At 43.7% G+C, this 25123-nt stretch carries 20 protein-coding genes and 1 tRNA gene; 16 read left to right on the forward strand and 5 right to left on the reverse strand.

Annotated elements, in window-relative coordinates; genetic code table 11:
• Positions 1-485 precede the first annotated feature (485 nt).
• The 4 genes from PTE_RS02395 (at position 486) to PTE_RS02410 (ending at position 8922) form a co-directional block, all read left to right on the forward strand.
• Positions 486-1604: a collagen-like protein gene (locus tag PTE_RS02395; RefSeq protein WP_339366704.1), complete on the forward strand. Its 1119-nt coding sequence runs from the start codon at positions 486-488 to the stop codon at positions 1602-1604.
• 563 nt (positions 1605-2167) lie between these two features.
• Positions 2168-3445: a hypothetical protein gene (locus PTE_RS02400; RefSeq protein WP_036842884.1), complete on the forward strand. Its 1278-nt coding sequence runs from the start codon at positions 2168-2170 to the stop codon at positions 3443-3445.
• A gap of 36 nt (positions 3446-3481) precedes the next feature.
• Positions 3482-3760: a hypothetical protein gene (locus PTE_RS02405; RefSeq protein WP_036842887.1), complete on the forward strand. Its 279-nt coding sequence runs from the start codon at positions 3482-3484 to the stop codon at positions 3758-3760.
• Between the two features lie 32 nt (positions 3761-3792).
• A complete protein-coding gene (locus PTE_RS02410) occupies positions 3793-8922 on the forward strand; it encodes a type I polyketide synthase (RefSeq protein WP_165577069.1) in 5130 nt (1709 codons plus the stop codon).
• 142 nt (positions 8923-9064) lie between these two features.
• On the opposite strand, the gene PTE_RS02415 is transcribed toward PTE_RS02410, so the two are convergent.
• Positions 9065-9670 carry an HD domain-containing protein gene (locus tag PTE_RS02415; protein WP_036842892.1) on the reverse strand — a complete coding sequence of 202 codons (606 nt, stop codon included), beginning with the start codon at positions 9668-9670 and terminating at the stop codon, positions 9065-9067.
• A gap of 14 nt (positions 9671-9684) precedes the next feature.
• Entirely contained in the window at positions 9685-10674 is a 990-nt protein-coding gene (gene ygfZ / locus PTE_RS02420; RefSeq protein ID WP_036842895.1) for a tRNA-modifying protein YgfZ, read from the reverse strand.
• A 176-nt stretch (positions 10675-10850) separates the two neighbouring features.
• On the opposite strand from ygfZ, the gene sdhE reads away from it, so the two are divergent.
• Positions 10851-11117, forward strand: coding sequence for an FAD assembly factor SdhE (sdhE, locus tag PTE_RS02425; RefSeq protein WP_036842897.1), 267 nt, complete (start codon positions 10851-10853; stop codon positions 11115-11117).
• Positions 11098-11505, forward strand: coding sequence for a protein YgfX (locus PTE_RS02430; RefSeq protein ID WP_036842899.1), 408 nt, complete (start codon positions 11098-11100; stop codon positions 11503-11505). The genes sdhE and PTE_RS02430 overlap by 20 nt, the downstream gene beginning before the upstream one ends.
• 20 nt (positions 11506-11525) lie before the next feature.
• Here PTE_RS02430 and fldB read toward each other — a convergent pair whose 3' ends face one another.
• The gene (gene fldB, locus PTE_RS02435) at positions 11526-12044 is read right to left on the reverse strand and encodes a flavodoxin FldB (protein WP_036842902.1); all 519 of its coding nucleotides are present in this window, start codon (positions 12042-12044) and stop codon (positions 11526-11528) included.
• Between the two features lie 107 nt (positions 12045-12151).
• Between fldB and xerD the strand changes: the two genes are divergently transcribed.
• The 8 genes from xerD (at position 12152) to PTE_RS02475 (ending at position 21773) form a co-directional block, all read left to right on the forward strand.
• Positions 12152-13063 (forward strand): site-specific tyrosine recombinase XerD, encoded by a 912-nt coding sequence (xerD, locus tag PTE_RS02440; RefSeq protein WP_051477091.1) that lies wholly within the window; start codon positions 12152-12154, stop codon positions 13061-13063.
• Positions 13064-13086: 23 nt separating this feature from the next.
• A complete protein-coding gene (dsbC, locus tag PTE_RS02445; protein ID WP_036842905.1) occupies positions 13087-13788 on the forward strand; it encodes a bifunctional protein-disulfide isomerase/oxidoreductase DsbC in 702 nt (233 codons plus the stop codon).
• A gap of 5 nt (positions 13789-13793) precedes the next feature.
• Entirely contained in the window at positions 13794-15527 is a 1734-nt protein-coding gene (gene recJ / locus PTE_RS02450) for a single-stranded-DNA-specific exonuclease RecJ (RefSeq protein WP_036842907.1), read from the forward strand.
• A 136-nt stretch (positions 15528-15663) separates the two neighbouring features.
• Positions 15664-16762, forward strand: a protein-coding gene (prfB, locus tag PTE_RS02455; RefSeq protein ID WP_110742751.1) for a peptide chain release factor 2 whose coding sequence is annotated in 2 segments (ribosomal slippage) — positions 15664-15738 and positions 15740-16762 — 1098 coding nt in all. Because the reading frame shifts where the segments join, the coding sequence is not laid out codon by codon here.
• Between the two features lie 9 nt (positions 16763-16771).
• Positions 16772-18286, forward strand: a complete 1515-nt coding sequence (gene lysS, locus PTE_RS02460) for a lysine--tRNA ligase (RefSeq protein ID WP_036842912.1) — start codon at positions 16772-16774, stop codon at positions 18284-18286.
• Between the two features lie 152 nt (positions 18287-18438).
• Positions 18439-18512, forward strand: a tRNA-Gly gene (locus tag PTE_RS02465).
• A gap of 242 nt (positions 18513-18754) precedes the next feature.
• Positions 18755-19387 (forward strand): CatB-related O-acetyltransferase, encoded by a 633-nt coding sequence (locus PTE_RS02470; RefSeq protein ID WP_036842914.1) that lies wholly within the window; start codon positions 18755-18757, stop codon positions 19385-19387.
• A 712-nt stretch (positions 19388-20099) separates the two neighbouring features.
• Complete coding sequence (locus PTE_RS02475) at positions 20100-21773, forward strand: cyclic peptide export ABC transporter (protein WP_036842917.1); 1674 nt, start codon at positions 20100-20102, stop codon at positions 21771-21773.
• Between the two features lie 196 nt (positions 21774-21969).
• On the opposite strand, the gene PTE_RS02480 is transcribed toward PTE_RS02475, so the two are convergent.
• Positions 21970-22302, reverse strand: a complete 333-nt coding sequence (locus tag PTE_RS02480) for an NUDIX domain-containing protein (RefSeq protein WP_036842919.1) — start codon at positions 22300-22302, stop codon at positions 21970-21972.
• A gap of 144 nt (positions 22303-22446) precedes the next feature.
• Between PTE_RS02480 and PTE_RS02485 the strand changes: the two genes are divergently transcribed.
• Both PTE_RS02485 and PTE_RS02490 read left to right on the forward strand, forming a co-directional pair.
• Entirely contained in the window at positions 22447-22707 is a 261-nt protein-coding gene (locus PTE_RS02485) for an AbrB/MazE/SpoVT family DNA-binding domain-containing protein (protein ID WP_036842922.1), read from the forward strand.
• Complete coding sequence (locus PTE_RS02490; RefSeq protein WP_036842924.1) at positions 22701-23054, forward strand: type II toxin-antitoxin system ChpB family toxin; 354 nt, start codon at positions 22701-22703, stop codon at positions 23052-23054. The genes PTE_RS02485 and PTE_RS02490 overlap by 7 nt, the downstream gene beginning before the upstream one ends.
• A 289-nt stretch (positions 23055-23343) precedes the next feature.
• Here the strand turns inward: PTE_RS02490 and prpR are convergent, their stop codons facing one another.
• Positions 23344-24999: a propionate catabolism operon regulatory protein PrpR gene (gene prpR, locus PTE_RS02495; protein ID WP_051477093.1), complete on the reverse strand. Its 1656-nt coding sequence runs from the start codon at positions 24997-24999 to the stop codon at positions 23344-23346.
• Between the last annotated feature and the right edge of the window lie 124 nt (positions 25000-25123).

A 25123-nucleotide genomic window follows, 5' to 3' on the forward strand; every position in this document is an offset into this window, starting at 1 on the left:
TGTTAATGCTCATATCCCGGAAACTGCTTTAATCAGTCTTGTTCGTAAAAAAACCTTTTTCTTGTAAAAAATAATTATTTCTATCCTTAATTTAAATCCTATTCATAATTTCATTATTCAATAATACCTGATGAGATAAATATAAAATCAAAAGTTTTAATTAGCACACATTAAAAATGAGTGATGTATTACAGAAATATTCTCTTTAATTAATGAAAAAAGTTGAAAGTTACATTAATATTTTAAATTGTGTAATTTAAATGTTGTATTCAATCGCTTTCTGGAAAGTGAATAAATAATTATCTAATTAATTCTCATAGGAATTATTTTTCTGGCATTACCCGATATTGAAAACATTCTGGCTATTAGCAATTTGGTGTCACAACTGGCAGCGATATCAGTAGATATTTTTTAATTTAGGAAAATCTGTCAACTAATATGTAAATTTATCATAAATGTACAAACTTAAACTCTAAGGGGTGTCTATGGATAAAATAAGAACTGTTGCTGAAACTTTGGCAATATTACATCAGCATCATCATCCGTTTGGTCTGGAACGACAGCCAAAGCAACTTAAGACCTCGGATTTTGACGGGCCGGTAATATTTTCTAACGATTTGGAAACGGCTACTGTGCCCCCTGCATTTTTTACGGTACAAACGATACAAGAGCTGAAGGAACTCGGAGGTATACCTGATAGTGAGTATGGTCCTGGCAAAATGGAACCCCACCATCCGTTACCTGAATCGTTTTCTGCTGAACGACTGGAAAATGCCACGGGTAATCATATTGATTTGTGCAAAGCTTTTAGGGCTTATATCTATAGTGATTCTGCTTTGGTCAAAGATTATGAAGAAATTCTTAATGCTAAACGTTTCCCGATGAAGGTTGCGCTATACAGTGGCGAAAATATTACTATCACCTCCGATAATCCATTGATTGTTGAAAATAAAGATGACTATGGCGAACCGGTTGTCTTGGTGTATGACCAGATAATCATTGAACCGGGAGGTCGAATTATTTACCGCACTAATGGTCGTATCGAAGCTAATACTATTGTAGGGAATGGAAGCACTAAAGATGAGGGCATTGTTAATAAAGGCAGTCATGGCGCCAATGGTTTTGATGGTGCGCCAGGAAATAGTGGTGCTAATGGCAGCGATGGTCATGTTGGTACAGATAGTAAAAACGGTTGCTTATTTAACTCCACACCAGGTACCGATGGAGCCAGCGGTTCTGTCGGGGCAATAGGGGGAGATGGTGCAGCGGCTGGAAATGCAACTGATCTGACTGTTAATGTTCAACATGTTACTGGGGAAATAGGGGCGGCGACGTTAGGGGGGAATGGGGGTAACGGTGGACGTGGCGGTATGGGGGGCTGGGGGGGTAAAGGGGGTGATGGGGGGGTGGAACCGCGAAGTGTTCTCCTGAGGCGGCGGGAAATGGGGGTAATGGAGGGAATGGAGGGAATGGCGGTAATGGGGGACGAGGTGGGGACAGTGGTAACATATATATTAATTTCTCTGACGGTGAGCCAGTACTTCAGGTTGTGTCACTTAATGGTCTTGGCGGGGAAGGCGGTAAAGGCGGGTGGGGTGGAGTAGGCGGGCAACCTGGAAAGAGTAGTAAATTCGGCGGTATAAATCGTTTTCAAGGAGACTATGGTAGAGATGGTCTTAAAGGAGAATTTGGCGATGACGGTATCACTGGCAAGATATATATCAACGGTCATGAACGGAAACCTGATCGCTAGTGGTGCAGAAATTATTTAAATATTGCATCCAATTTCTTTCTGCAAAATGGATAAATATTTACCTAATTAATTCTGGGTATTTCTGGTTGAAAAAAACTTAATGAGGATATGTTAATTATCATGGAAATTATTCTTCTGATATATCCGCTGGTGAAATATCTATACCCTATAGATTTCAAGATGCATCGCGACGGCAAGGGAGCGAATTCCCGGGCGCATAGCTAACTCTGTGACCGGGTTGAGCGAGTGCAGCCAACAAAGAGGCAACTTGAAAGATAACGGGTATATATTTTTTCCGGAGAAAGTCGATCTTTACCTATTGTTGAACGGATGTTTGTCCTGATGGACAATTGACATATGAAGCTATCGTTATTTTAAATGTACAAACTTATATTCAAACTTAGGAGAATTCCCATGAATAAAATGAGAACTTTTACTGAAACTTTAGCAATATTACATAAATATCATCATCTGGTCGGGGTAGAACAACAGCCAAAGCAACTTAAGACCTCGGATTTTGACGGGCCGGTACTATTTTCTAACGATCTGAAAACGGCTACTGTGCCCCCTGCATTTTTTACAGTGCAAACTGTACAAGAGCTGAAAAAACTGGGAGGTGTTTCTGATAGTGAGTATGGCCCTGGCAGAATGGAACCCCATCATCCGTTACCTGAACCGTTTTCTGCTGAACGACTAGCAAACGTTAAGGGTAATCATATTGATTTGTGCAAAGCTTTTCGTGCCTATATTTATGGTGATTCTGCTTTAGTCAAAGATTATGAAGAAATTCTTAATGCTAAGCGTTTCCCGATGAAGATTGCGTTATACAGTGGCGAAAGAATCACTGTTACCGCAGATGTTCCATTGATTGTTGAAGATAAAGATGACTATGGCGAACCGGTTGTCTTGGTATATGACCAAGTAATCATAGAACCGGGAGGTCAAATTATTTACCGCACTAACGGTAAGATCGAAGCTAACACTGTTGTAGGCAATGGAAGTGATAAAAAGCAGAGCATTGTCAGTAGAGGCGTTGATGGAGTTGATGGTTTTGGTGGTGCACCGGGAAGTAATGGGGTTAATGGCAGTAATGGTAATGCTGGCACAGATGGTAAAAGCAGCTGCTCTACTAAAGCCACAGCAGGTACTGATGCAACTAGCGGTTCTTCAGGAGCACAAGGGACGGATGGCAAGGGGGCTGGAGGTGCAAATGACGTAACTATTCATGCTCAACTTCTTACAGGAGTCGTAAATGCGGTATCGATAGGTGGTAAAGGGGGTAATGGCGGTAGTGGGGGTAATGGCGGGAATGGAGGAAATGGCGGGAATGGGGGAGGTGCAACAAACAAGTGTAGTGCTGGGTATGGAGGAAATGGGGGTAATGGAGGAGATGGAGGAGCTGGGGGTAATGGGGGTCATGGGGGAGATGGGGGTAACATATACGTTAATTTCACTGAGGGTCAGCCAGTAATTAATGCTCTGTCATATAGAGGTAATGGGGGTAATGGAGGAACAGGCGGTAGGAGAGGGATAAACGGAATAGGTGGTGTAGGTCACGTTAATAATAGAGGATTCGGTAATCAGGGCAACCCAGGAGTACCTGGTGAAAATGGTGTTGATGGATCATTCGGAAATGCAGGTACATCTGGCAAGATATTTGTTAACAGTGTTGTACAGGAATCCAGTGATTAATGAAGCTGGTCTGAACGACTATTAAATAAAGGGAAGATGGGTTCAGGCCTTCGTCTTGCTTATTTTGCCAAAGAAAACTTGGATGATATGTCAATAATGGCCGCCAATTTGTCCAATGTTGATCTATATGGTGTGACACTGTTCAACGCTGGTTTGACTAATATCAGCGTTAATGATTGCAAATTAATAACTGAATACGGGGATCAACAATTAATTATTGGTGACACCTGGCTTATTGCTTCGTCCACCGAAATATATTCCCAACACGACGACTTGGCATCAATGAATAAGCACAATAATTTTGTAAATAACTAATCGGAGTAAGAAATATCACTATGGATATCGATATGATGAAAAATAATAATAATATGCCGATTGCCATTATCGGTATGGGTTGCCGTTTTCCGGGGGGCGTTAGCTCCCCAGAGGAATTTTGGCATCTGTTGTGCGGCTCAGATGACGCGATTACCCCAGTACCCCCCGAACGTTGGTCAAATCAGGCTTATTATTCTCGGGATCGCAATCTACCAGGACGAATGGTGGTGAGAGAAGGGGGATTTATCGCTGATGTGGTTGGCTTTGATGCGGCGGTATTTGATATTAGTAGTACAGAAGCGCCTTTTATCGATCCGCAGCATCGCTTGATGTTACAGGTGACATGGGAAGCGCTGGAACGAGCAAGAATTCCACCAAAATCGTTGGCAGGTCAGGCGGTTGGTGTCTATATCGGTGCTTTCACTCATGATTATATGCACTTGCAATTCACCGATTTGCGTCAGGCAACGGGTTATACTTCAACTGGCTCGATGGGAACTATGCTGTCAAACCGTATTTCCCATGTGTTCGATTTTCAAGGGCCATCCCTGACTGTTGACAGCGCTTGTTCATCTTCTCTGCTGGCAGTACATCTGGCCTGTGACAGTCTGCGTCGAGGGGAATCGAAACTGGCGTTGGTGGGGGGAAGTCAGTTGATGTTGATGCCCGATTTCTCGGTGATGGAAAGTCGCACCGGATTTTTATCGCTCTCTAATCGCTGTCACAGTTTTTCAGCTAACGCAGATGGCTATGTGCGTAGTGAAGGGGTGGGCGTGGTTTTGCTGAAACCTCTAAGTGCGGCTTTGCAGGATGGCGATCCCGTATTAGCAGTGATCCACGGTTCAGCGGCAAATCAGGATGGCCGTACTTCTACCATTACTCAGCCGAGCAGTGCCGCACAGCAACAGGTGATCCGTGCAGCTTGTATTCAGGCGGGGATTGCTCCTGAAGAGATTGATTATATTGAGGCTCATGGTACTGGAACGGCGGTAGGTGATCCGATAGAAGCAAAAGCACTGGGGCGGGTATGCCGTCCAGAACCGACAGATCGCCCATTGCTGATCGGCGCGTGTAAATCCGTGATTGGTCATACAGAAGCGGCGGCAGGTATTGCCGGATTAATTAAAGCGGTATTGTGTTTACAACGAGGGAAAGTGCCGGGCAATTTACATGCAGATCCGCCTAATCCCCATATCCCTTTTGCGGAATTAGGCTTGCAAGTCCCCCGGCAGTTAGCGCCGTTGCCTGCAGGCAGAGTCATTGCTGGAGTGAATTCTTTTGGTTTTGGTGGGACGAATGTCCATGTGGTATTGAGCAATTATGTGGCTCCTCCCGTAAAACTTCGGGAAACGGAAGGGCTGGCTTTCATGTTGCCACTGTCTGCACAGTCTGAGTTTTCCCTGAAACAGCAGGCACAGCAGATTGCCGATTTGCTACAACAAAAGCCAGATATTGCCCTTGATGATCTGTGCTATAGCTTGGCGACTACTCGTCACGGCTTTCCGTTGCGTAAAGGAATCGCCTTTAGTAATCGAAAACAATTGCAACAACAGTTAACTAATCTGAATGTACCGCCGCAGTCCAACAGTAAAAAAGTGGATCGCTTAGCTTGGATATTTGCAGGCATTGGCAGTCAAGTTTGGAAAGATTCTGTAGCTTGGTTTCAGCAATTTTCCGAGTTTACTGAGCAATTTAACCGTTGCGAAGCCATTTGGACTGGGTTTTCTGCACCTTCCTTATATGCGGCATTGATCTCTGCCGATGAATTGATAGAGCCGCCGATGCAGTTTGCTGTTCAGGTATCAATGGCTGTGCAGTTGCAGAAATGGGGGTTTAGACCGGCGGCGTTACTTGGTCATAGTTCCGGTGAAATGGCGGCGTGTTATCTGGCGGGCATTTATGATCTAACGCAAGCGCTGACACTTTTACACCAGCGTTATCATTATCTGCAACGTGTGCTGAATAAAGGCGGCGGATTATTGATCGTGGCCGCGACGGTGGAGCAGATATTGCCTCATTTGTCTGCCCCGGGAGCCGAACCTGCTGTGGTGATAGCTGGACGTAATAGTATCGATCGTTGCTTGTTGTCTGGGCCTGTAAGCGAATTAGCTGCTGTTTCTGATCGCTTAAAGCATCAGCGTATCGCCAGTAGTCGGCTCAATTATAGAATTGCTTCTCATTCTTACTACTTGGAGTCAATCAGGGCTGGGTTGACTGCGGATGCGGCAACCGTTCCTGCGGCAGAACCCTTGTTGCCGGTGTTTTCATCAGTCACAGGGGAATTGATTAAGGGTAAGTTGCGTCCTGAGCATTGGGCTGACAATGTGGTCACGCCATTCCGCTTTGACGATGCGGTAGAAAATATGCTCAAAGCGGGTTTCTATCATTTTCTTGAAATTTCTCCTCAATCCTTGCTTAGTAGTGGATTGCAAAATTGGAGTAAACCCTATCGTGGGCAAGTGTTTGCCTGTCGTTCGGGGCAGAATTGGCCACAATTATTAGGGCAACTGTTTGAAGCCGGCATTGAACCTGACTGGCGAGCTCTGATGCCGACAGCGCGCCCAATCGATCTACCAACCTACCCTTGGCATCAGCAATCTTATTGGCATGAGCCAGAGATTAGCCGTCGTCGTCGGTTGCGTACATTGAGCGGTGTATTATTGGGCGAAGCCCAGCCAGGCAGCGAGAGTTGGCAAGCTGAATTGATCGTGGAACAAGTACCTTGGTTACTCGATCATGTGGTCATGGCGAATGCCATGTTCCCGGCTGCGGGTTATATCGAAGTCATGCTGGCGGCGGCTAGGATTTGTTTTCCAGGTGTCGGATTGGCTCTTGACAATATTGTATTGCAATCCGCTTTATTGCTGGAATCAGGCATGGAGTTCAGGTTAAAGACACAGTTAGATCGCCAGCGCATGGAAATACAGGTGCATATTGCTCGGAATCTAGAGGAGCATGTGCATTATCAACTGGCAGCGAGTGCGCAGGTGAGCATAGTCGTACCGGGCGCTACGGCGGGTACTCTTCCGCCGCTAGCTGTCAATGATCGCTATCCTTGTAGGTGGAACCAAGAGATGTTGTATCAGGCATTCCAACATCTGCATTTCAGCTATAGTGGTGTTTTTCGTACTCTGCGCCATGCGTTTGTCGGTGAAGAAGAAACAATCTGTGAAATTGAATTGCCGCCTGCACCAGAGGGAATGGGTTTTCACCCTGCGGCCTTGGATGGCATCTTCCAATCATTGCTAGCGATTCAGTCTGTTGATATTCACGCGCCAATTCCTGCCGGCGATTTCCGTATCCCGGTAAGTATTCAGCATTTGCGTATCAATGGTAGATTGTCAGGTCGGGTTCATGCCCATGCTCGAAACACTAAGCAGACGCAACAACAGTGGTTTGGTGATATCGATGTTTATACTGACAGCGGTATATTGCTTTGTCAGATCAGCGGGTTTTGCGTTCAGCTTGTCAGTAATAGAAAAAACAGTTTGTCCTCCAGACTTCACAATCTGGTCGTCGGCCAACCCCAGTGGCGTAAACTCCCTTCTCAGTTATCAACAGAGTCTGTAACGCAATGGGCTATCTTGGGTGGTGAACATGTTCTGGTAGAAGAATTGGCTGATGAGTTGCAACGCCGTGGTGGGGATGCTTCGTTACATTCTGGTTTGCCTGATAGTTATCAGAAAGTTCAGGAGTTAGTTGATGCGCTTCCCACTGAGACTGAAAGAATATTGATCCTTTGGCCATTACAGGCTCCGCAGATGGCTTATCATGCTTTAATTCATTTGTGTACAGCACTAGCTGAGCGCTCGGTGAAACCGCGTTTATGGGTAGCGACGCAATCTGCTCATCAAGTCACTGAGCAGGATCTACCTGATCCGTTTGCGGCGGCATTATGGGGAATGATGCGAGTTATTGGTCAACAGGAAGCAACCGCATTGTGGGGTGGATTATTAGATATTGACAGTACCACTGCTCCAGCCAAATGGTGGGATGCGCTATTGACCGATGATGGAGAGGATCAATTGGCTCTGCGCCATGATCAACGTTATGTGCTGCGCCTTGTGCCATTGCCAGAAATACCTGCATTGCCGCCAGTGCGTTTTCGGCCAGATGGCTGCTATTTACTGACGGGTGCCTTTGGTGATATGGGGCGTCAATTGATTCCCTGGATGGTACAGCATGGTGCTCGTTATCTGCTATTGGTTGGGCGTCGTCATACTCTTAATACAGAGGATCAGAAGTTACTGGAAATGCTGCACCAGCAGGGGATTGAAGCTAATTATTTGTCGATTGATCTCGGTGATGTGGAGATGACCAACATTTGTTTGGCTCAGTATCGACAACAGGCCAGCCAACCGCTGCGTGGGGTGATTCATTGTGCTGCGTATGTTGAAGATCAGGGGTATCGTGAACTGAGTCCCCAGGCGTTTGATAGCGTGTTTGCCGCTAAAGCATTAGCCGCCTGGACATTGCATCAAGCGTTGGCTGATGCACCTTTAGAGCATTTTGTTATGTTTTCTTCGTTGGGTGCATTATTGGCTTTGCCTGGCATGGCATCTTATGCAGCAGCGAATGCCATGTTGGATAGTCTGGCCTGCTTACGGCGTCAGCAAGGTTTACCTGCGTTAAGTCTTAACTGGGGACCGTGGGCAGCGGGGATCGCTTTGCGGGATAGTCGTACTCTCACCGTATTGGAAAACAGTGGCTTACAGCCATTCGGTTCAGAGGAAGGATTAGCTATTTTAGATCGCTTGTTTGCTCGGATTGAGCCGCAACTGGTGCCGTTCTTGGCTGATTGGTCAAATTTACTCTCCGGGCCGATGCGTCATCTGGCACTATTGCGTGATATTCAGCAGGAAAGTTTGATGCAGGCTTTGCCCGCAGACACCCTGTTTGAGGTAAATAATCTGGATGATATTGTCAGTCTGCTACAGGCTTTCTGTAGCGAGATTGTTGGTACGCCAGCTGAGGTCTTTCAGCCTGATCAACTACTGACCGACAACGGTATTGATTCATTGAATGGTTTGATGTTGGTCCAAAAAATTAATAAACAACTACGTCTGGATATCCCTTTGGAGTTGTTGTTAAGTGATAAACCGTTGTCGGAACTTGCATCATTGATTTCGTATCGACTGCAAGTTAAGTCAATGGCGGGTTGAGAATATATTTGACCTGAGCTTGGTTTAATAAGACGTCCATCGATTTGTCCAATGTTGCTGATAAAATAACTGAAACTAATTTTGTGCGCCATATTCTTTATATGGCGCCCTGAATTTGTAGTATGAAATTGTTGGGAAAAAGTTACTTCAACCAGCCTTTCTTTTGAGCAGATTCTAATTGTGGCAGCAGATATTGCCACAATTCAGGATAGACATCGGCAATAAATTGATTGCGGTTAATCACTTGCTCAAGACGAATACCATTTTCCACCCAGCTCTGGCCTTTATTATGCAGATTCATCAGAACTGGCATTAGTCTGTCTAGCATTTTAGCAAAACGGGCATCTTGACTTTCCCCTGCTTCGTATTCCTGCCAAAGTGACAGAAAGTGATTTTTTTGAGTTTCAGGTAGTAAGCCAAAAAGACGGTTAGCGGCTTTAACTTCCTGATCATGAATGGCTTCACGGGCAGCTAAATCATAAACCATCACATCACCGGCATCGATTTCAACGATATCGTGAATCAATGCCATCTGAATAACCCGCTGAATATCGACTTCTTTCACATACGGCGCAAAACTCATCGCAGCGATAGCAAAATGCCAGCTATGCTCTGCTGAATTTTCCTGCCGGTGGTTATCCAATAATTTAGTGTGCCGCTGAATTTTTTTCAGTTTATCCAGTTCCATCAAAAAACCAATTACATCCGTAAAAGGGCCAAAATCAACGGCAGCTACTGCTAACGACATACAAACCTCATAAATTATTTTTCTTCAACAAGGGAATAAGGCAGAGGCTGAATGGTCAGTGAATGTTCTTCATCGTCACGGACCCGGAACACGCTATTACTTTCCATATCATTATTCATGACGACCTGTACCCAAATACTATTGTCATTCAATTTAACAGCAGCTAAAACGGTACCGGTTCTCCGCCATTTATCTCCCAATTGCCATTCCAGATCATCACCGGCAGCAGGCATTTTGGCAGCACTACCGGCCAGCCAGTACATTGCGCGTTTATTTGCGCCGCGATATTTAGCACGGGCCACCATTTCCTGACCGGTATAACACCCTTTTTTAAAACAGATACCCCCCGCGAGTGCCTGGAGGTTAGTTGCCTGTGGAATAAACTGCGCGCTGTTGGCGGCATCAATGACCGGGAAACCTGCTTCAATATCCAGTGCCAGCCATTGTTCGCTGTTATTAAACTGGGCCGGAAGTTTTTCTGTTAACAGTTCAGCGGTTGCCGGGTTTGTAACCAACAGGAAACGTTCAGACGGTAGGGCAAAATGGAGCAAAGTAGTGGTGTCATGTTCAACCACAGCATTATCCGCATCCGGCAACGTTGGGAAGATATTGCTTAGTGCTTCACGGCAGCCTTTACCTGCAACACCCAGCAATACCGCATTTTCATCCTGAAGAAAGGTGATTTTGGAAAATACCGCATATTTTTTCAGCTCTGTAAGCTGGTTTTCCAGCACACTGCGGCGTTCAATATAAGCAAGGCCTGCACCACGATGAAAGAGACGCAGATTGCTCCACATTTTGCCTTTTGAGTCACAATGTGCACTGAGCACATGTTGATTCGCGGCAAGAGCAGAAATATCTGCTGTTACCTGACCTTGCAGATATTTTTCTGCATCCGGTCCGGTTGCTGTTACCAGGCCCCAGTCATTCAGAGAGATTAAAGTCAGGGGAAGAGTTGATGAAGACAATGGAGATTGTGAAGAAAACGGAGTTTTATAAGTCATGACACATCCTGCCAGTCAGATATTTAAGCCAATGATGCATAATGGTAAAAGAGCTAAAGCACAATGCAAGTAGTTATTATTGCTATTAGCTGGCATGATGCATGAGTTTGCCGGGCGATTTAATGGCTAATGATTTTAAGATAAACAATAAGAATTAAAAAGGGGATTTTTTGAACATGGATATTGATAATAAAGCACGTATACATTGGGCATGTCGGCGTGGAATGCGTGAGTTGGATATTTCAATTATGCCGTTTTTTAAGCATGAATATGACTCACTGAGTATTGATGATAAACAACTTTTTATTCGCTTACTTGAATGTGCTGATCCTGATCTGTTCAACTGGTTGATGAATCATGGACGTCCGGAAGATGAAGCGCTATTCCGCATGATTAAACTTATTCAGAATAGAAATAAAGCTCGTGGTCCTGTGGAAATGTGATCTCAGGGTATCCTGGAATACCCAGCTTATCTCCACCTGCGTCCATGGTGTGATCGCGCTCATCGTATTGTTGGCTCCGTGGCCGGCGGATGACTCTATTTTCTGGCTTCCTCTGGTACTGTTGGTTATTGCCAGTTGGGGGCGTAGCCAGAAAAATATCCGTAAATTACAAGGGCCTTTGGTTCTGCTCAATAATAATAAGTTGCAATGGAAAAAACATGAGTGGCAAATTATCCGGCAGCCGTGGATATGCCGCTATGGTGTGCTGATCACAGCGCAATCTTTTTATAACCGGAAAAAAATCCGTTTATGGATAGCGTCCGATGGCGTGCCACAGGATGAGTGGAGGAATATCAACCAATTATTATTGCAATATCCTGATATCTGATTGAGCTGAAATTACCCTGATTAAAGTAAGGGTTCCATTTCTTGCAGGATTTGCATACACCATTGCGATAAACGATCATCAGTTTGCTCAAATTGATTGACGTCATCCAGAGCCAGCCCGACAAACTGTGAGTTATTATCAGTTAATGGCTTCGGGCTGGTAAACTCATAACCTTCTGTCGGCCAGAAACCAATGAAATGTACACCTGAAGGGAGTAAATGGTGATATAGCATACCGAGAGCATCAAGGAACCATTCGCCGTAATCAATTTGATCACCCATACCATACATGGCAACAATTTTTCCCTGTAAATTAAGGGCAGGAAGTTGATCCCAAATAGCCAGCCAATCTTCCTGCAATTCACCAAAATCCCATGTTGGGATGCCAAGAATCAGTACCGAATACGCTTCCATTAATTCAGGTGTTGTCTCTTTGATGTCGTGGAGATCAACCAAATCTTCGCCGAGGATATCGCGGATTTTCTCTGCTACCATTTCGGTGTAGCAGGTGCTGGAGCCGTAAAAAAGACCAATTTTCATTATTAATCATTATGGTTTTTGAATATCTGGGTGGCATTGTAACAGAATAATTGCTTTTTCAGGCATAATAGCCGGCAGAAGATGTGCAGATTTAAGGAAAGCGTTTCGTGTCAAAACAACAAACTCAGTTGACAAATCCACTGATAGAACAGTTTCTTGATGCTATTTGGCTGGAACATGATCTTGCCGAAAATACCCTTGTTTCTTACCGGTTGGATTTACAGGCGCTGGATAATTGGTTGATACATTATGGTCATGATTTATTATCTGTCCAGGCGATTGATTTGCAGTCTTTTCTGGCAGAACGGGTGGATGGAGGGTATAAAGCCAGTAGCTCGGCACGTTTATTGAGCGCCATGCGTCAGTTGTTTCTCTATTTTTATCGGGAAAAAATGCGCGAAGATGATCCGACAGCACTTTTATCTGCACCGAAATTACCGAAGCGGTTGCCGAAAGATTTAAGTGAAAAGCAAGTAGAAGATTTGCTTAATGCACCTTGCACAGATCAGCCTGTGGAGCTAAGGGATAAGGCGATGCTTGAAGTGCTTTATGCCTGTGGTTTGCGGGTATCTGAGTTGGTGGGGTTGACACTGTCTGATATCAGTTTGCGTCAAGGCGTGGTGAGAGTCATTGGTAAAGGAAATAAAGAACGACTGGTACCTTTAGGAGAAGAGGCCGTTTACTGGCTGGAGAATTATCTGGAGTATGGGAGAGCCGGGTTGCTCAATGGTGCAACGCTGGATGTGCTTTTTCCCAGCAACCGGGGGCGGCAAATGACCCGACAGACTTTCTGGCATCGCATTAAACATTATGCCGTACTGGCTGGGATTGATACTGCACGGTTATCACCTCATGTTTTGCGCCATGCATTTGCAACGCATTTGCTTAATCATGGTGCTGATTTACGGGTTGTGCAGATGTTGCTGGGGCATAGCGATTTATCCACAACACAAATATATACTCATGTCGCAACCGAGCGGCTTAGATTGTTACATCAACAACATCATCCGCGTGGGTGAGCATGGATTTAAAGGAACTGAAAATGAAAAAAAGCGTGTTATGTTTCCCTCTTTTGCTGGCCTTATTTAGCGGAAATGCGCTTGCTGATGATGGTGAGGTTCATGGAGCGATGCAAAAGCTGGGGATCAAGGCAGAAAATATCCAGCCATCACCGATTGTTGGCTTGAATACGGTAGTGACCGAACAAGGTATCATTTATCTGTCTGATGACGGCAAGTATTTATTGCAAGGGCCAATTTACGATGTCAGTGGCAGCACGCCGGTGAATGTCAGTAATCAATTGTTGATGAAAAAGCTGGAGGCGATGAAAGACCAAATGATTGTTTACAAAGCGCCAAAAGAGAAGCATGCTGTTACTGTTTTCACTGATATTACCTGTGGTTACTGCCATAAATTGCATGAAGAGATGAAAGAGTACAATAAACTTGGCATTACTATTCGCTATCTGGCATTCCCGCGTCAGGGTATGCAGCATCAGTCCGCTAAAGATATGCAATCTATCTGGTGCAGTGCAACACCACAAAAATCACTGGATGCAGCGTTCAAAAATGAGGGCGTTTCGCCAATCAAGGATTGTAAGGTGGATATCGCTAACCATTACAAATTGGGAGTCCAGTTTGGTGTACAGGGAACGCCGGCAATTATCCTTAAAGATGGCAGCCTGTTAGGTGGATATATGCCGCCGGAAGCGCTGGCAAAAGCATTAGATCAGCGTGGTAAATAAGTTTAGTGAATATTGAAACACAACTCCGCCGCCGCCCGGCGGTGGATGATAGTCATCTTCCACAACAGATTCATCCATTATTGCGCCGTTTATATGCCATTCGTGGCATCCAGCAAGCTAATGAATTGGAACGCAGTGTCCAGGGATTACTGAATTACCAGCATTTGAGTGGTGTGGAACAGGCGGTAACGCTATTGCTGACCGCACTTCATGAACACTGGCGTATTGTTATTGTCGGTGACTTTGACGCTGACGGTGCAACCAGTACTGCACTGGCGATCCGCTCGCTACGGGCGATGGGCTACCGTAATCTTGATTATCTGGTGCCAAATCGTTTTGAAGATGGTTACGGTTTAAGTCCACAGGTGGTAGAAGAGGTTGTCAAAAAAGGCGCTGACCTGATTATTACTGTGGATAACGGTATTTCTTCCCATGACGGCGTTGTGGCTGCACATCAGCACCATATGAAAGTGATTGTGACTGACCATCACTTGCCGGGAGAAATTCTGCCCGCTGCTGATGCCATTATTAACCCCAATTTGTCCGATTGTTTATTCCCGTCTAAATCATTGGCAGGGGTTGGCGTCACATTTTATCTGATGTCTGCTCTAAGGGCTGCGCTGAGGAAAGAACAATGGTTTGAAAAACAGGGAATTGCGCTGCCAAATCTGGCAGAAATGCTGGATCTGGTTGCGTTGGGCACTGTTGCTGATGTTGTCCCTTTGGATACCAATAATCGGATTCTGGTTTATCAGGGATTAAACCGCATTCGCGCAGGGCGCTGCTGTGCGGGGATCCGCGCATTACTGGAAGTTTCCAAACGTGATGCTTATAAGCTGGCCGCCAGCGATTTGGGCTTCTTTCTCGGGCCAAGGTTGAATGCCGCCGGTCGTTTGGATGACATGTCCATTGGCGTCGCTTTATTGCTCACTGACGATATGGCAAAGGCTCGTCAGATAGCTTGCGAACTGGACAGCCTTAACCATACCCGTCGTGAAATAGAGCAGGGAATGCAGCAGGAAGCACTGCAAATCTGCGACAAATTTGAACGTACCCGCACTGAATTGCCTTATGGTCTGGCGCTCTATCATCCTGAATGGCATCAAGGGGTGGTGGGAATTTTGGCTTCCCGAATTAAAGAGCGTTTTCACCGGCCTGTTATTGCCTTTGCACCGGCAGGTGATGGTATTTTGAAAGGTTCTGGCCGTTCAGTTCAGGGGCTGCATATGCGTGATGCCCTTGAACGACTTGATACTTTAAATCCGGGGCTGATACTGAAATTTGGTGGTCATGCAATGGCTGCCGGCCTGTCACTTGAACAGGATAAATTTGAACAATTCCAGCATCATTTTTCCACGCTGATGTCGGACTGGCTGGATATTTCGCAACTTGAAGGTGTTATCTGGAGTGATGGCGAGTTGACCATTAATGAACTGTCATTGGACGTTGCTGAAATGCTGCGTGATGGCGGCCCTTGGGGGCAATCTTTCCCGGAGCCTGTTTTTGACGGTAAATTCAGGTTGCTACAACAACGCATTGTGGGAGAACGTCATTTAAAAGTGATGGTAGAACCATTAAATGGCGGGCCGATGCTGGATGGTATCGCATTCAATATCGATCCTGCCCGTTGGCCGGATAACAGCGTCCGTGAAGTGGAACTTGCCTATAAACTGGACGTTAATGAATTCCGGGGCAACCGTAATGTGCAGCTTTTGATCCAGCATCTTTGGCCTTATTAAAAAATAGTCACGTATTCTCATTTGAATACGTGACAAATCTATTGAAATGCTATAAACCCTTTGCCAAATCCGTTACAATGCGCGGTTCGAAAAATATCCCATTTATCTACGACTACACAACGTAAGACACTAAAATATGTTTGAAATTAATCCGGTAAAAAACCACATTCAGGACCTGTCTGAACGGACAATGGTTCTGAGGGGGTATCTTTGACTACGATGCCAAGAAAGAACGCTTAGAAGAAGTTAACGCCGAACTGGAACAGCCTGATGTTTGGAATGAGCCGGAGCGAGCACAGTCTTTGGGTAAGGAACGCTCCTCACTGGAAGAGATTGTCAAAACTATTGATCAGCTTGAACAAGGTTTGGAAGATGTACAGGGCTTGTTGGAACTGGCAGTAGAAGCTGACGATGAAGAGACGTTTAATGAAGCTGTAGCAGAATTGGAACAGCTTGAAGGCAAACTGGGTCAGTTAGAATTCCGCCGTATGTTCTCTGGTGAGTATGACAGTGCTAACTGCTACCTTGATTTGCAGGCAGGCTCTGGCGGTACCGAAGCGCAGGATTGGGCAAGTATGCTAATGCGTATGTACCTGCGCTGGGCTGAATCCAAAGGTTTTAAAACTGAAATCATCGAAGAATCCGATGGTGAAGTTGCCGGCTTGAAATCAGCGACCATCAAGATCATGGGCGATTATGCTTATGGTTGGTTGCGTACTGAAACCGGTGTTCATCGTTTGGTACGTAAAAGCCCATTTGATTCCGGTGGTCGTCGTCACACTTCATTCAGTTCTGCATTTATCTATCCCGAAGTGGATGATGATATTGATATTGAAATCAACCCGGCAGATTTACGTATCGACGTGTATCGCGCATCAGGCGCGGGTGGTCAGCACGTTAACAAAACCGAATCTGCGGTACGTATTACCCATATACCAACCAACATTGTGACTCAGTGTCAGAATGATCGTTCTCAGCATAAAAACAAAGACCAGGCCATGAAACAGTTGAAAGCGAAACTGTATGAGCTGGAAATGCAGAAGAAAAATGCTGATAAACAGGTTATGGAAGAGAATAAATCAGATATCGGCTGGGGCAGCCAAATCCGTTCTTATGTTCTGGATGACTCACGGATCAAAGACTTGCGCACAGGCGTTGAAACCCGCAATACACAATCTGTGCTGGATGGTGATCTGGACAAATTCATTGAAGCAAGCCTTAAAGCTGGCTTATGAGGAACTAATATGTCACAACAACAACAGGGCGCAGAACAGGCCCCCGATTTAAATAATGAACTGCAAACCCGCCGTGAAAAACTGGCGGCTTTACGGGAGAAAGGTATTGCTTTCCCGAATGATTTCCGTCGTGAAAACATGTCAGAAGAGTTGCATGCGCAATACGACGACAAAACTCAGGAAGAGCTGGAAGCACTGAATATCGACGTGACGGTTGGTGGTCGTATGATGACCCGTCGCATTATGGGGAAAGCTTCTTTCGTAACGCTGCAAGATATGGGTGGTCGTATTCAGTTATACGTTGCCCGTGACGATCTGCCGGAAGGTATTTATAACGAACAGTTTAAAAAATGGGATCTGGGAGACATTCTGGGCGCTCGTGGCAAACTGTTTAAAACCAAAACCGGTGAACTTTCCATTCACTGTACTGAACTGCGTTTGCTGACGAAAGCGCTGCGTCCATTGCCGGATAAATTCCACGGGCTGGCTGATCAAGAAACCCGTTACCGCCAGCGCTATCTGGATCTGATCGCTAACGAAGAATCACGCAAAACCTTCCAGATTCGTTCTCAGGTTTTGTCTGAATTGCGTAATTTCATGGTCAGTAAAAGCTTTATGGAAGTGGAAACACCGATGATGCAGGTGATCCCGGGTGGTGCGTCGGCCCGTCCATTTATCACTCATCACAATGCGCTGGATATTGACATGTATCTGCGTATTGCGCCGGAACTTTACCTGAAACGTCTGGTTGTGGGTGGTTTTGAACGTGTGTTTGAAATTAACCGTAACTTCCGTAACGAAGGCGTTTCTCCGCGTCATAATCCTGAGTTCACCATGATGGAACTCTATATGGCTTACGCGGATTACCAAGATCTGATCGTGTTGATCGAAGAGCTGTTCCGTACTTTGGCGCAAAATATTTTGGGCAGTACGTTGGTTAAATATGGTGAGCAGGAATTTGATTTCGGTAAACCCTTTGCCAAAATGAGTATGAAAGAAGCTATTTGCCAATATCGTCCTGAAACCAACATGGCTGATTTGGATGATATGGATAAAGCGGTGGCTATCGCTGAATCACTGGGTATTGCAGTGGAAAAAGGTTGGGGCCTTGGTCGCGTTCAGTGTGAAATCTTCGAAGAAACCGCTGAAAGCCACCTGATTCAACCGACATTTATCACTGAATACCCGGCAGAAGTTTCTCCGCTGGCTCGTCGTAATGATGAAAACCCGTTTATCACTGACCGTTTTGAATTCTTTATTGGCGGACGTGAAATTGGTAACGGCTTCTCAGAATTGAATGACGCTGAAGATCAGGCAGAACGTTTTGCTGAACAGGTTCGTCAGAAAGACGAAGGTGATGATGAAGCCATGTTTTATGACGAAGATTATGTCACTGCTCTGGAGCACGGCATGCCACCGACCGCAGGTTTGGGTATTGGTATTGACCGCATGGTAATGTTGTTTACTGACAGCCATACCATCCGTGATGTTATTTTGTTCCCGGCAATGCGCCCACAGAAATAATAGCCAGAATTCAGCTTCACATCGCAACTCCCTATGGCATAGCTGCCAAGGGAGTTTTTATTTTCAACTGCCTGAAATATAGACAACTTAAACAGATAATTACTTGCTGGTGCCTATGGAGTCGCTATAATAAAACGTATTACATCCAAAATGCGGGCGTAGTTCAATGGCAGAACGAGAGCTTCCCAAGCTCTATACGAGGGTTCGATTCCCTTCGCCCGCTCCATCCTAAAAATTCACACAAATAGTTCGCATTAAAAATATATCTATTGATATGATGTCAGTGAGATTAAAAGAATTTACGAATCATAATCGCTCTAAATTAATTATCAGTATTGTCTAATATGAAAAGAATTCCATTGTTAAATCAGCCTCGAGTCAGCTGGAAGTGATGTATTTTTTGGATGCGGATATATCACCATAGAGAGCATTCTATGGTAAATAAATAATTAATAGAGACTGTTTACCATGAAAGAAAAACATTGGTCAAAAACTCAACTTTTACATGAAGTTGTAACCAATCAAAATATTATCATCAAAGGAACCCATAGCTACTATAGTGATTGCTGGAGTGGTGGTTTTGAAGAATCTGTTGTTCGCTATTTGTATGGCGATAAGGTCAGCCTTCAATGGGAGTCTAAGTGGCCAATTGATAAATTGTATATTGGCGATTATGTTTGCATAGCCGCTGAAACTATCATTCTTATGGGTGGAAACAATACACACAGAGCAGATTGGTTCTGTTTGTATCCATTTATGGAATATATCGAAGAGGCCTATGTAGGCAAAGGCGACACGCATATTCATGATGGTGTGTGGCTTGGTATGCGTTCAATGATTATTCCAGGTGTTACCATTGGTGAAGGCGCTATAATCGCTGCTAATAGCGTCGTCACTAAAGATGTTGCGCCATACAGTATTGTGGCTGGAACGCCTGCGAAATTCGTTAAATACCGATTTGAACCGCATGTTATAAATGAGCTGCTTGGATTAAAAATATATGATTGGTCAGAAGAGAAATTTAATGTGTTAAAACCCTATCTCTGTTCTTCAGATATTAAGGCGTTGAAATCTGCTGTAAAATCATATTCAGAAAAATAGTTAATATGTGTTATTAGTGTATCGGCTATCTATCTGTTAGTAAAATCTGCCGTAAACTTTCGCTTAGCTCAGTCTCTTAGTCAGTTCTCCTGATTAAGAGACTGGATAAGGCGATAGTCTTCAACCATGTCCTATCACTTAAACCAACTTGTCTTTTTAATCGGTTAGATTAAACAGTAAGATGATATTTATTTACAGAGAAAGCTTAATACAGTTACGGGCAGGAAAAGATAAAATTATTATATCGTTACAGGATTATGTTACACAAACTATTATTTGTGGCATGGTGAGTGGGACCATTATTCAGTATTAAAACCGGTTGCTATTGAAATTTTAGTTGAAGTTATATTATTGAAATGCTCCGACAAGAACGTTTATTCAAAAAATCGAACTTAATATATCAGGAAATACTCGACATTATACAATATAGCTGTCAATATTTACCGACCTATAAGTGATGGCAATGGGGTGAAAAGCTTTATACCCGTTATCTTTCAAGTTGCCTCTTTGTTGGCTGCGCTCGCTCACCCCGGTCACATAGTTTGCTATGCTCCCGGGGATTCGCTCCCTTGCCGTCGCGATGCATCTTGAAATCTATAAGGTATATCATGTGACTTTCAATTTGTTGATCTGAGAGGATGTATCACTTTATGGCAAAGTAATGGTTGTTAAGGGTTAATGATAACAAAATATTATTTAAGGGTTAATGTTGATGATTTCTGATTTAGTTAAATCCAATCGGTTAAAAATTATTTTCAATAGTATTATTGGTGCTTTTAGTGCTTTCTTTAGTATTTGGTTAATCTCCTTGATTACCGATGATGCATTGGGGCAGATTAATACTGACTTGGTATTATGGGCAGTCAAGTTTTTATCTGGATTAGTTTGTTTATTCATTGTAAGTTCTTTTGCCAACTACCTAATGACAAAATTAAGCGTCAAAATTATTTTTGAAGTTCGCAACACCTTGGTGAGGCGTATTTTGAATACGCCATATGCCATTTTGGATAGAATTGGAGGGCATAGAGTTCAGGCCAGTTTAACATCTGATGTTAATGATATTTCCTGGGCTATTTCTATCATGCCGCAGTTTATTTATCATGTAATTACAGTGGTTGCATGCTTAGGCTTTCTGGCATTTAGATCGATTGAACTATTTATGGTAATTCTGGTAATTTTTCCATTTGGGATTTTGGTTTCGCGTTACTTCATTAATAAAGCTGAAGCTTATGAGAAGATATATCGTGATGATTATGATGATCTTCATAAACAATTCAAAAGTTTGGTGGATGGAGTTAAAGAGCTTAATAACAATAGCAAGCGTAAGAGTTCGTTTTTTAATCGCGGCGTTCTGCCAGCATTAAGAAAGATTAATGAATCTGATCTTAAATCAGAAATTTTTTGGAGGCTGAGTGAAAACTGGGGGCAAATATTATTATTTCTGGTACTTGGTTCTATTTTATTTTCTCATGCTATGTGGGGAATAGGGGAAAGTCACGATATTCTTACCTTTATATTTATTATGACTTTTTTACTGGGGCCTGTTGATTTCATTTTGTCCTCACAGGAGATCATAGTAAAAGCTTTCATCTCTCTGCGTAAGATTGATAGTTTGCAGTTTTCCGAAAATTTATCAATGGAGCCAACTTTAACAAACACAGAAAAACAAGAGGAATGGTCTCAACTTTCACTGAATTCTATAAGTTTTAAATATGTTGATGAAGAGAGTTGTTTTACTGTTGGGCCGATTAATCTGGCTATTCAGCGTGGTGAAATTATCATTATTAAAGGTGGTAATGGCAGTGGTAAATCAACTTTTGCCAAGTTATTGATTGGCTTGTTGAATAAAACTGAAGGTGATATTTTAATAGATGGTAAAGAGATTAATAAAGATAATCTAGAGAATTATCTGAATATGTACAGTGTTATTCACTCGGATTTTTATCTGTTTGATACTGTGATTAATCGCAAAGGTGAACCGGCAGATGATGAGCTGACTCGTCAATATCTGGAAAAATTGAATCTGGCAGAAAAAGTAACGGTTAAAGATGGCAAGTTGTCGACCACTAAGCTTTCTCATGGCCAACGTAAACGCCTGGCTCTTGTGATCTCTTATATGGAAGATGCTCCTATTTGTTTGTTTGATGAGTGGGCGGCGGATCAAGATCCTCATTATAGAAACTTTTTCTATCGTGAATTACTGCCTGAGATGAAGCGCAATGGAAAAACGATCATAGTTATTAGTCATGACGATAAATATTTTGATGCTGCGGACAGAATTATCACTATGGATAATGGTTTGGTAGATAATATTGAAGTCAACACATACCCCAATAAAGTAGAAAATGCTGTTTTAAATTCAGTACATTATACTATTGAATCATAATAGAAGATATATTAGAAGGTTATGATGTTTTAAATTTTTTAAAATCAACTAGATAAGATTCGGGAAAAGTATGGTGGTGATTTTTTACAGGGTCTTGTCTTGGGGACGATATAAATTACGGCTTGATTTTTTTAATTTTGTTTATTAGAAATGTCATGCCGAAATATAAAATCATTTCTTATTCCTTTACCAATTGTTAGTTAAAAGACACAATGTAGTTCGTTGTTTTTCCCAATATTGCGTCAATAACTATATTTGGCATTATTTTCAACGTATGAAGCTCTGTTATTGGCATCCAAATTAACTTTCTTCTTATTCCATTCTCTAAATAAAATGGAATGTCTTTTTCAATATTAGCTTTAAACATGAAGTTTATTTCATGAATAGGGACACCGTTATTTTCATAAAAATTTTCTATTACTTGATGAAATTCAAGCTGTTCTGCTTTCATATAAAGTCCAAGCTCTTCTTTTAACTCCCTGGATGCAGCTTCAATACGCGCTGGTTGATGGAATGCTGTCAGGCGCATCCATTACTGGCTGGATTGCGGCGTATTATGCTGGTGACGTCCACCGCGCCTTGGTTGTCTTTTTGTATATACAAAGTATAATTTTAATGTTGGCGTAACTCCCTAAAATTATACTATGTATAACCAGATTACATAGGAGAACTTATGAGCATAGCAATCAAACGGTGGGGCAATAGCAACGGGGTAATCATACCTGCCCACCTACTAAAACAAATTGGAGCCACTGTTGGTCAAGAACTAGATGTTAAAGTTAAAGATGGAACACTAGTTTTAATACCAAAGACACGTGCCAAACGCTATACATTAGACGAACTGTTACAACAGTGTGATCCGAATGCACCTCTAGAAACCGAAGAAAGTGTATGGGGTAGTAACCAAACGCCAGTTGGGAGAGAAGTATGGTAAGACGCAAAAAAGGATTTGGGCAAGGGGATATAGTCAAGCTATGCCTTAATCCTACCTCTGGACGAGAAATACAAGGAGAAGAAAGACCAGCGTTGATTCTATCACAACATGGATTTAACAATCTTGGTATGGTTCTAGTTGCCCCGATAACACAGGGTGGAAACTACTCTCGATATAACGGTTTTACTGTAACTCTATCGGGAACTGGTTCAAAAACTCAAGGAGTAATCTTAATGAATCAAGTCAAAATGGTTGATCTTGAAAGTCGTAATGGCAAATTTATAGAATCTGCAAATCCTATTGTTGTTGAAGATGCACTAGCTAAACTAATGGCTATTATTGAGTAAAAAAGACCATTCTTTGTTAGCTCCGTAATTAGCAAAAGCCGCCGTAAACCCTCGCCAAATGCGAGGGTGGGGAGCAGTCATATGAATTGACTATTTCAACTGTAATAATGATAGGTGTTTCGTTACCTTGAGATGAGTAACGCTTCTTAAGCAACTAAGTTCCCTGATGTTATTCAAACCATGAGATTTTCTTTGATCTGCCGACTCAATAAAAAACAGCCAGGGATAGCAGAATCATATGATAAATAGCGTTTTGATAAAAACGTTGAACTCTCGTTTTACATCACCATTAATTCCCGGCCATTTCCTGTTTCAATCGTCGCCACAACGTAGTACGGCTGATCCCCAGATGTTCCGCAGCCGCATGGCGATTGCCGGAAAATCGTTGCAGGGTTTTATGAGCTGAAGGTGGGGTAATAGGTGAAGGTGGCATCGCCAGAGGGGGCTTCATATTTTTTTCTATCAGCTTGAGTGCAGGTTGGCGCTCCGGTGAAAGAGCCAATATTAATTCAGGTGTCAATGTATGCTCAGTATGGGCGCTGAGGTATAACGCGATTCGCTCCATGAGATTACGCAGTTCCCGGACATTACCGGGCCAATGATAGGATTGCAATGCCTCCTGACAGGCAGAAAGCTCTTGTACTCTTGACTGCGATACCGGCAAATTCAATGCGGCAAACGCCCGTCGCAGATATTCCAGCGCCAATGTACCAATATCGTTGCCCCTTTCTCGGAGAGCGGGAATATTGATCCGCAATACACTCAGGCGATAGAACAGATCTGTCCGAAAACGTCTTTCTTGAACCCAGGTATCCAAATCGCAATGTGTGGCGCAAATGATCCGAACATCAACGGCAATGGGGCGGTGTCCTCCCACTCTGACGACAGATTTTTCTTCCAGCACTCTCAATAACCGTGTTTGAAGAGGCAGTGGCATTTCACCAATTTCATCCAGAAATAGTGTGCCCCGATGGGCAACTTCAAAAAGACCTGCTCGCCCTCCACGCTGTGAGCCGGTGAAAGCCCCTTCCTCATAACCAAATAATTCAGCTTCCAGCAGGGATTCAGCAATGGCACCACAGTTAACGGCAACAAACGGGCGCTGATGTTTGCCTGCAACCTGACCATACCGGAGGGCATATTCATGGTGAATGGCTTGTGCCACCAGTTCCTTCCCTGTACCGCTTTCCCCTTGTATCAGAACCGTGGCAGGCGAGCGGGCATATAACATGATGGTGTTGCGCACATGCTCAATCACGGCTGAACTTCCCCGGATATCATTGAGGGTGTGGCGGGTGCGCAAGGTCTCCTGTATTGGATAGGCAGAAATTGAAGCCTGGCTAAACTTGGTCATTCTGGCGATATCCAATGCATCATGGAATGCCCGACGAATAGAATCCGCAGAATAGACAAAAACACCGACAAGTTCAGCTTCATAGGCAAGATCGGTAATCAGCCCGGCACCGACAATGACTTTAATGCCGATGGCTTTTAATGCATTAATCTGAGCCCGCGCATCTTCTTCCGTGATATAGCTACGTTGCTCAATACGTAAGTTGAACCGTTGCTGAAATTCTTCCAGCGCAGGCAATGTATTCTGATAGGCGATAACGCCAATGCGGGAGCTGATTTGCCGTGCACGGGCCAGTGCCTGCATAAAATCAAATCCGCTGGCCTCTGCAATGATAACAGGCACTGACAAACGGCTTTTCAGATAGGCGCCATTAGAGCCGGCACAGATCACTGCATCACAATGTTCGATTGTCAGCCGTTTACGAATATGCTGAACCGCATTTTCAAAACCAAGTTGGATGGGAGTGATATTCGCCTGATGATCGAACTCCGGCGTGATGTCACGGAATAGATCAAAAAGGCGGGAAATGGATACCGTCCAAATGATCGGTTTGTCGCTGTTATCACGCCCTGTTGATGGTACTTCTGCCATTCCGTTCTCCTAATATTGTGTGCTGTTTTGTTTTTCCCACCAGAACAATTCTATGTTTCAAAAGTGTTTCAATTATGTTTTTTGAAACGAAATTAATCCATTATGAAACAAGGACGCTTTTGTA

Origin of the sequence: Photorhabdus khanii NC19 (genome assembly GCF_000517265.1) — a bacterium.
GTDB classification, from domain to species: Bacteria; Pseudomonadota; Gammaproteobacteria; order Enterobacterales; family Enterobacteriaceae; genus Photorhabdus; species Photorhabdus khanii.

Coding starts and splice junctions, on each gene's coding strand:
- prpR (WP_051477093.1), bottom strand. CDS start 24,999: ATGGCAGAAGTACCATCAACAGGGCGTGATAACAGCGACAAACCGATC.
- fldB (WP_036842902.1), bottom strand. CDS start 12,044: ATGAAAATTGGTCTTTTTTACGGCTCCAGCACCTGCTACACCGAAATG.
- PTE_RS02490 (WP_036842924.1), top strand. CDS start 22,701: ATGGTAAGACGCAAAAAAGGATTTGGGCAAGGGGATATAGTCAAGCTA.
- dsbC (WP_036842905.1), top strand. CDS start 13,087: ATGAAAAAAAGCGTGTTATGTTTCCCTCTTTTGCTGGCCTTATTTAGC.
- PTE_RS02410 (WP_165577069.1), top strand. CDS start 3,793: ATGATGAAAAATAATAATAATATGCCGATTGCCATTATCGGTATGGGT.
- PTE_RS02470 (WP_036842914.1), top strand. CDS start 18,755: ATGAAAGAAAAACATTGGTCAAAAACTCAACTTTTACATGAAGTTGTA.
- PTE_RS02400 (WP_036842884.1), top strand. CDS start 2,168: ATGAATAAAATGAGAACTTTTACTGAAACTTTAGCAATATTACATAAA.
- sdhE (WP_036842897.1), top strand. CDS start 10,851: ATGGATATTGATAATAAAGCACGTATACATTGGGCATGTCGGCGTGGA.
- PTE_RS02395 (WP_339366704.1), top strand. CDS start 486: ATGGATAAAATAAGAACTGTTGCTGAAACTTTGGCAATATTACATCAG.
- PTE_RS02405 (WP_036842887.1), top strand. CDS start 3,482: ATGGGTTCAGGCCTTCGTCTTGCTTATTTTGCCAAAGAAAACTTGGAT.
- PTE_RS02475 (WP_036842917.1), top strand. CDS start 20,100: ATGATTTCTGATTTAGTTAAATCCAATCGGTTAAAAATTATTTTCAAT.
- ygfZ (WP_036842895.1), bottom strand. CDS start 10,674: ATGACTTATAAAACTCCGTTTTCTTCACAATCTCCATTGTCTTCATCA.
- PTE_RS02415 (WP_036842892.1), bottom strand. CDS start 9,670: ATGTCGTTAGCAGTAGCTGCCGTTGATTTTGGCCCTTTTACGGATGTA.
- PTE_RS02480 (WP_036842919.1), bottom strand. CDS start 22,302: ATGCGCCTGACAGCATTCCATCAACCAGCGCGTATTGAAGCTGCATCC.
- PTE_RS02485 (WP_036842922.1), top strand. CDS start 22,447: ATGAGCATAGCAATCAAACGGTGGGGCAATAGCAACGGGGTAATCATA.
- lysS (WP_036842912.1), top strand. CDS start 16,772: ATGTCACAACAACAACAGGGCGCAGAACAGGCCCCCGATTTAAATAAT.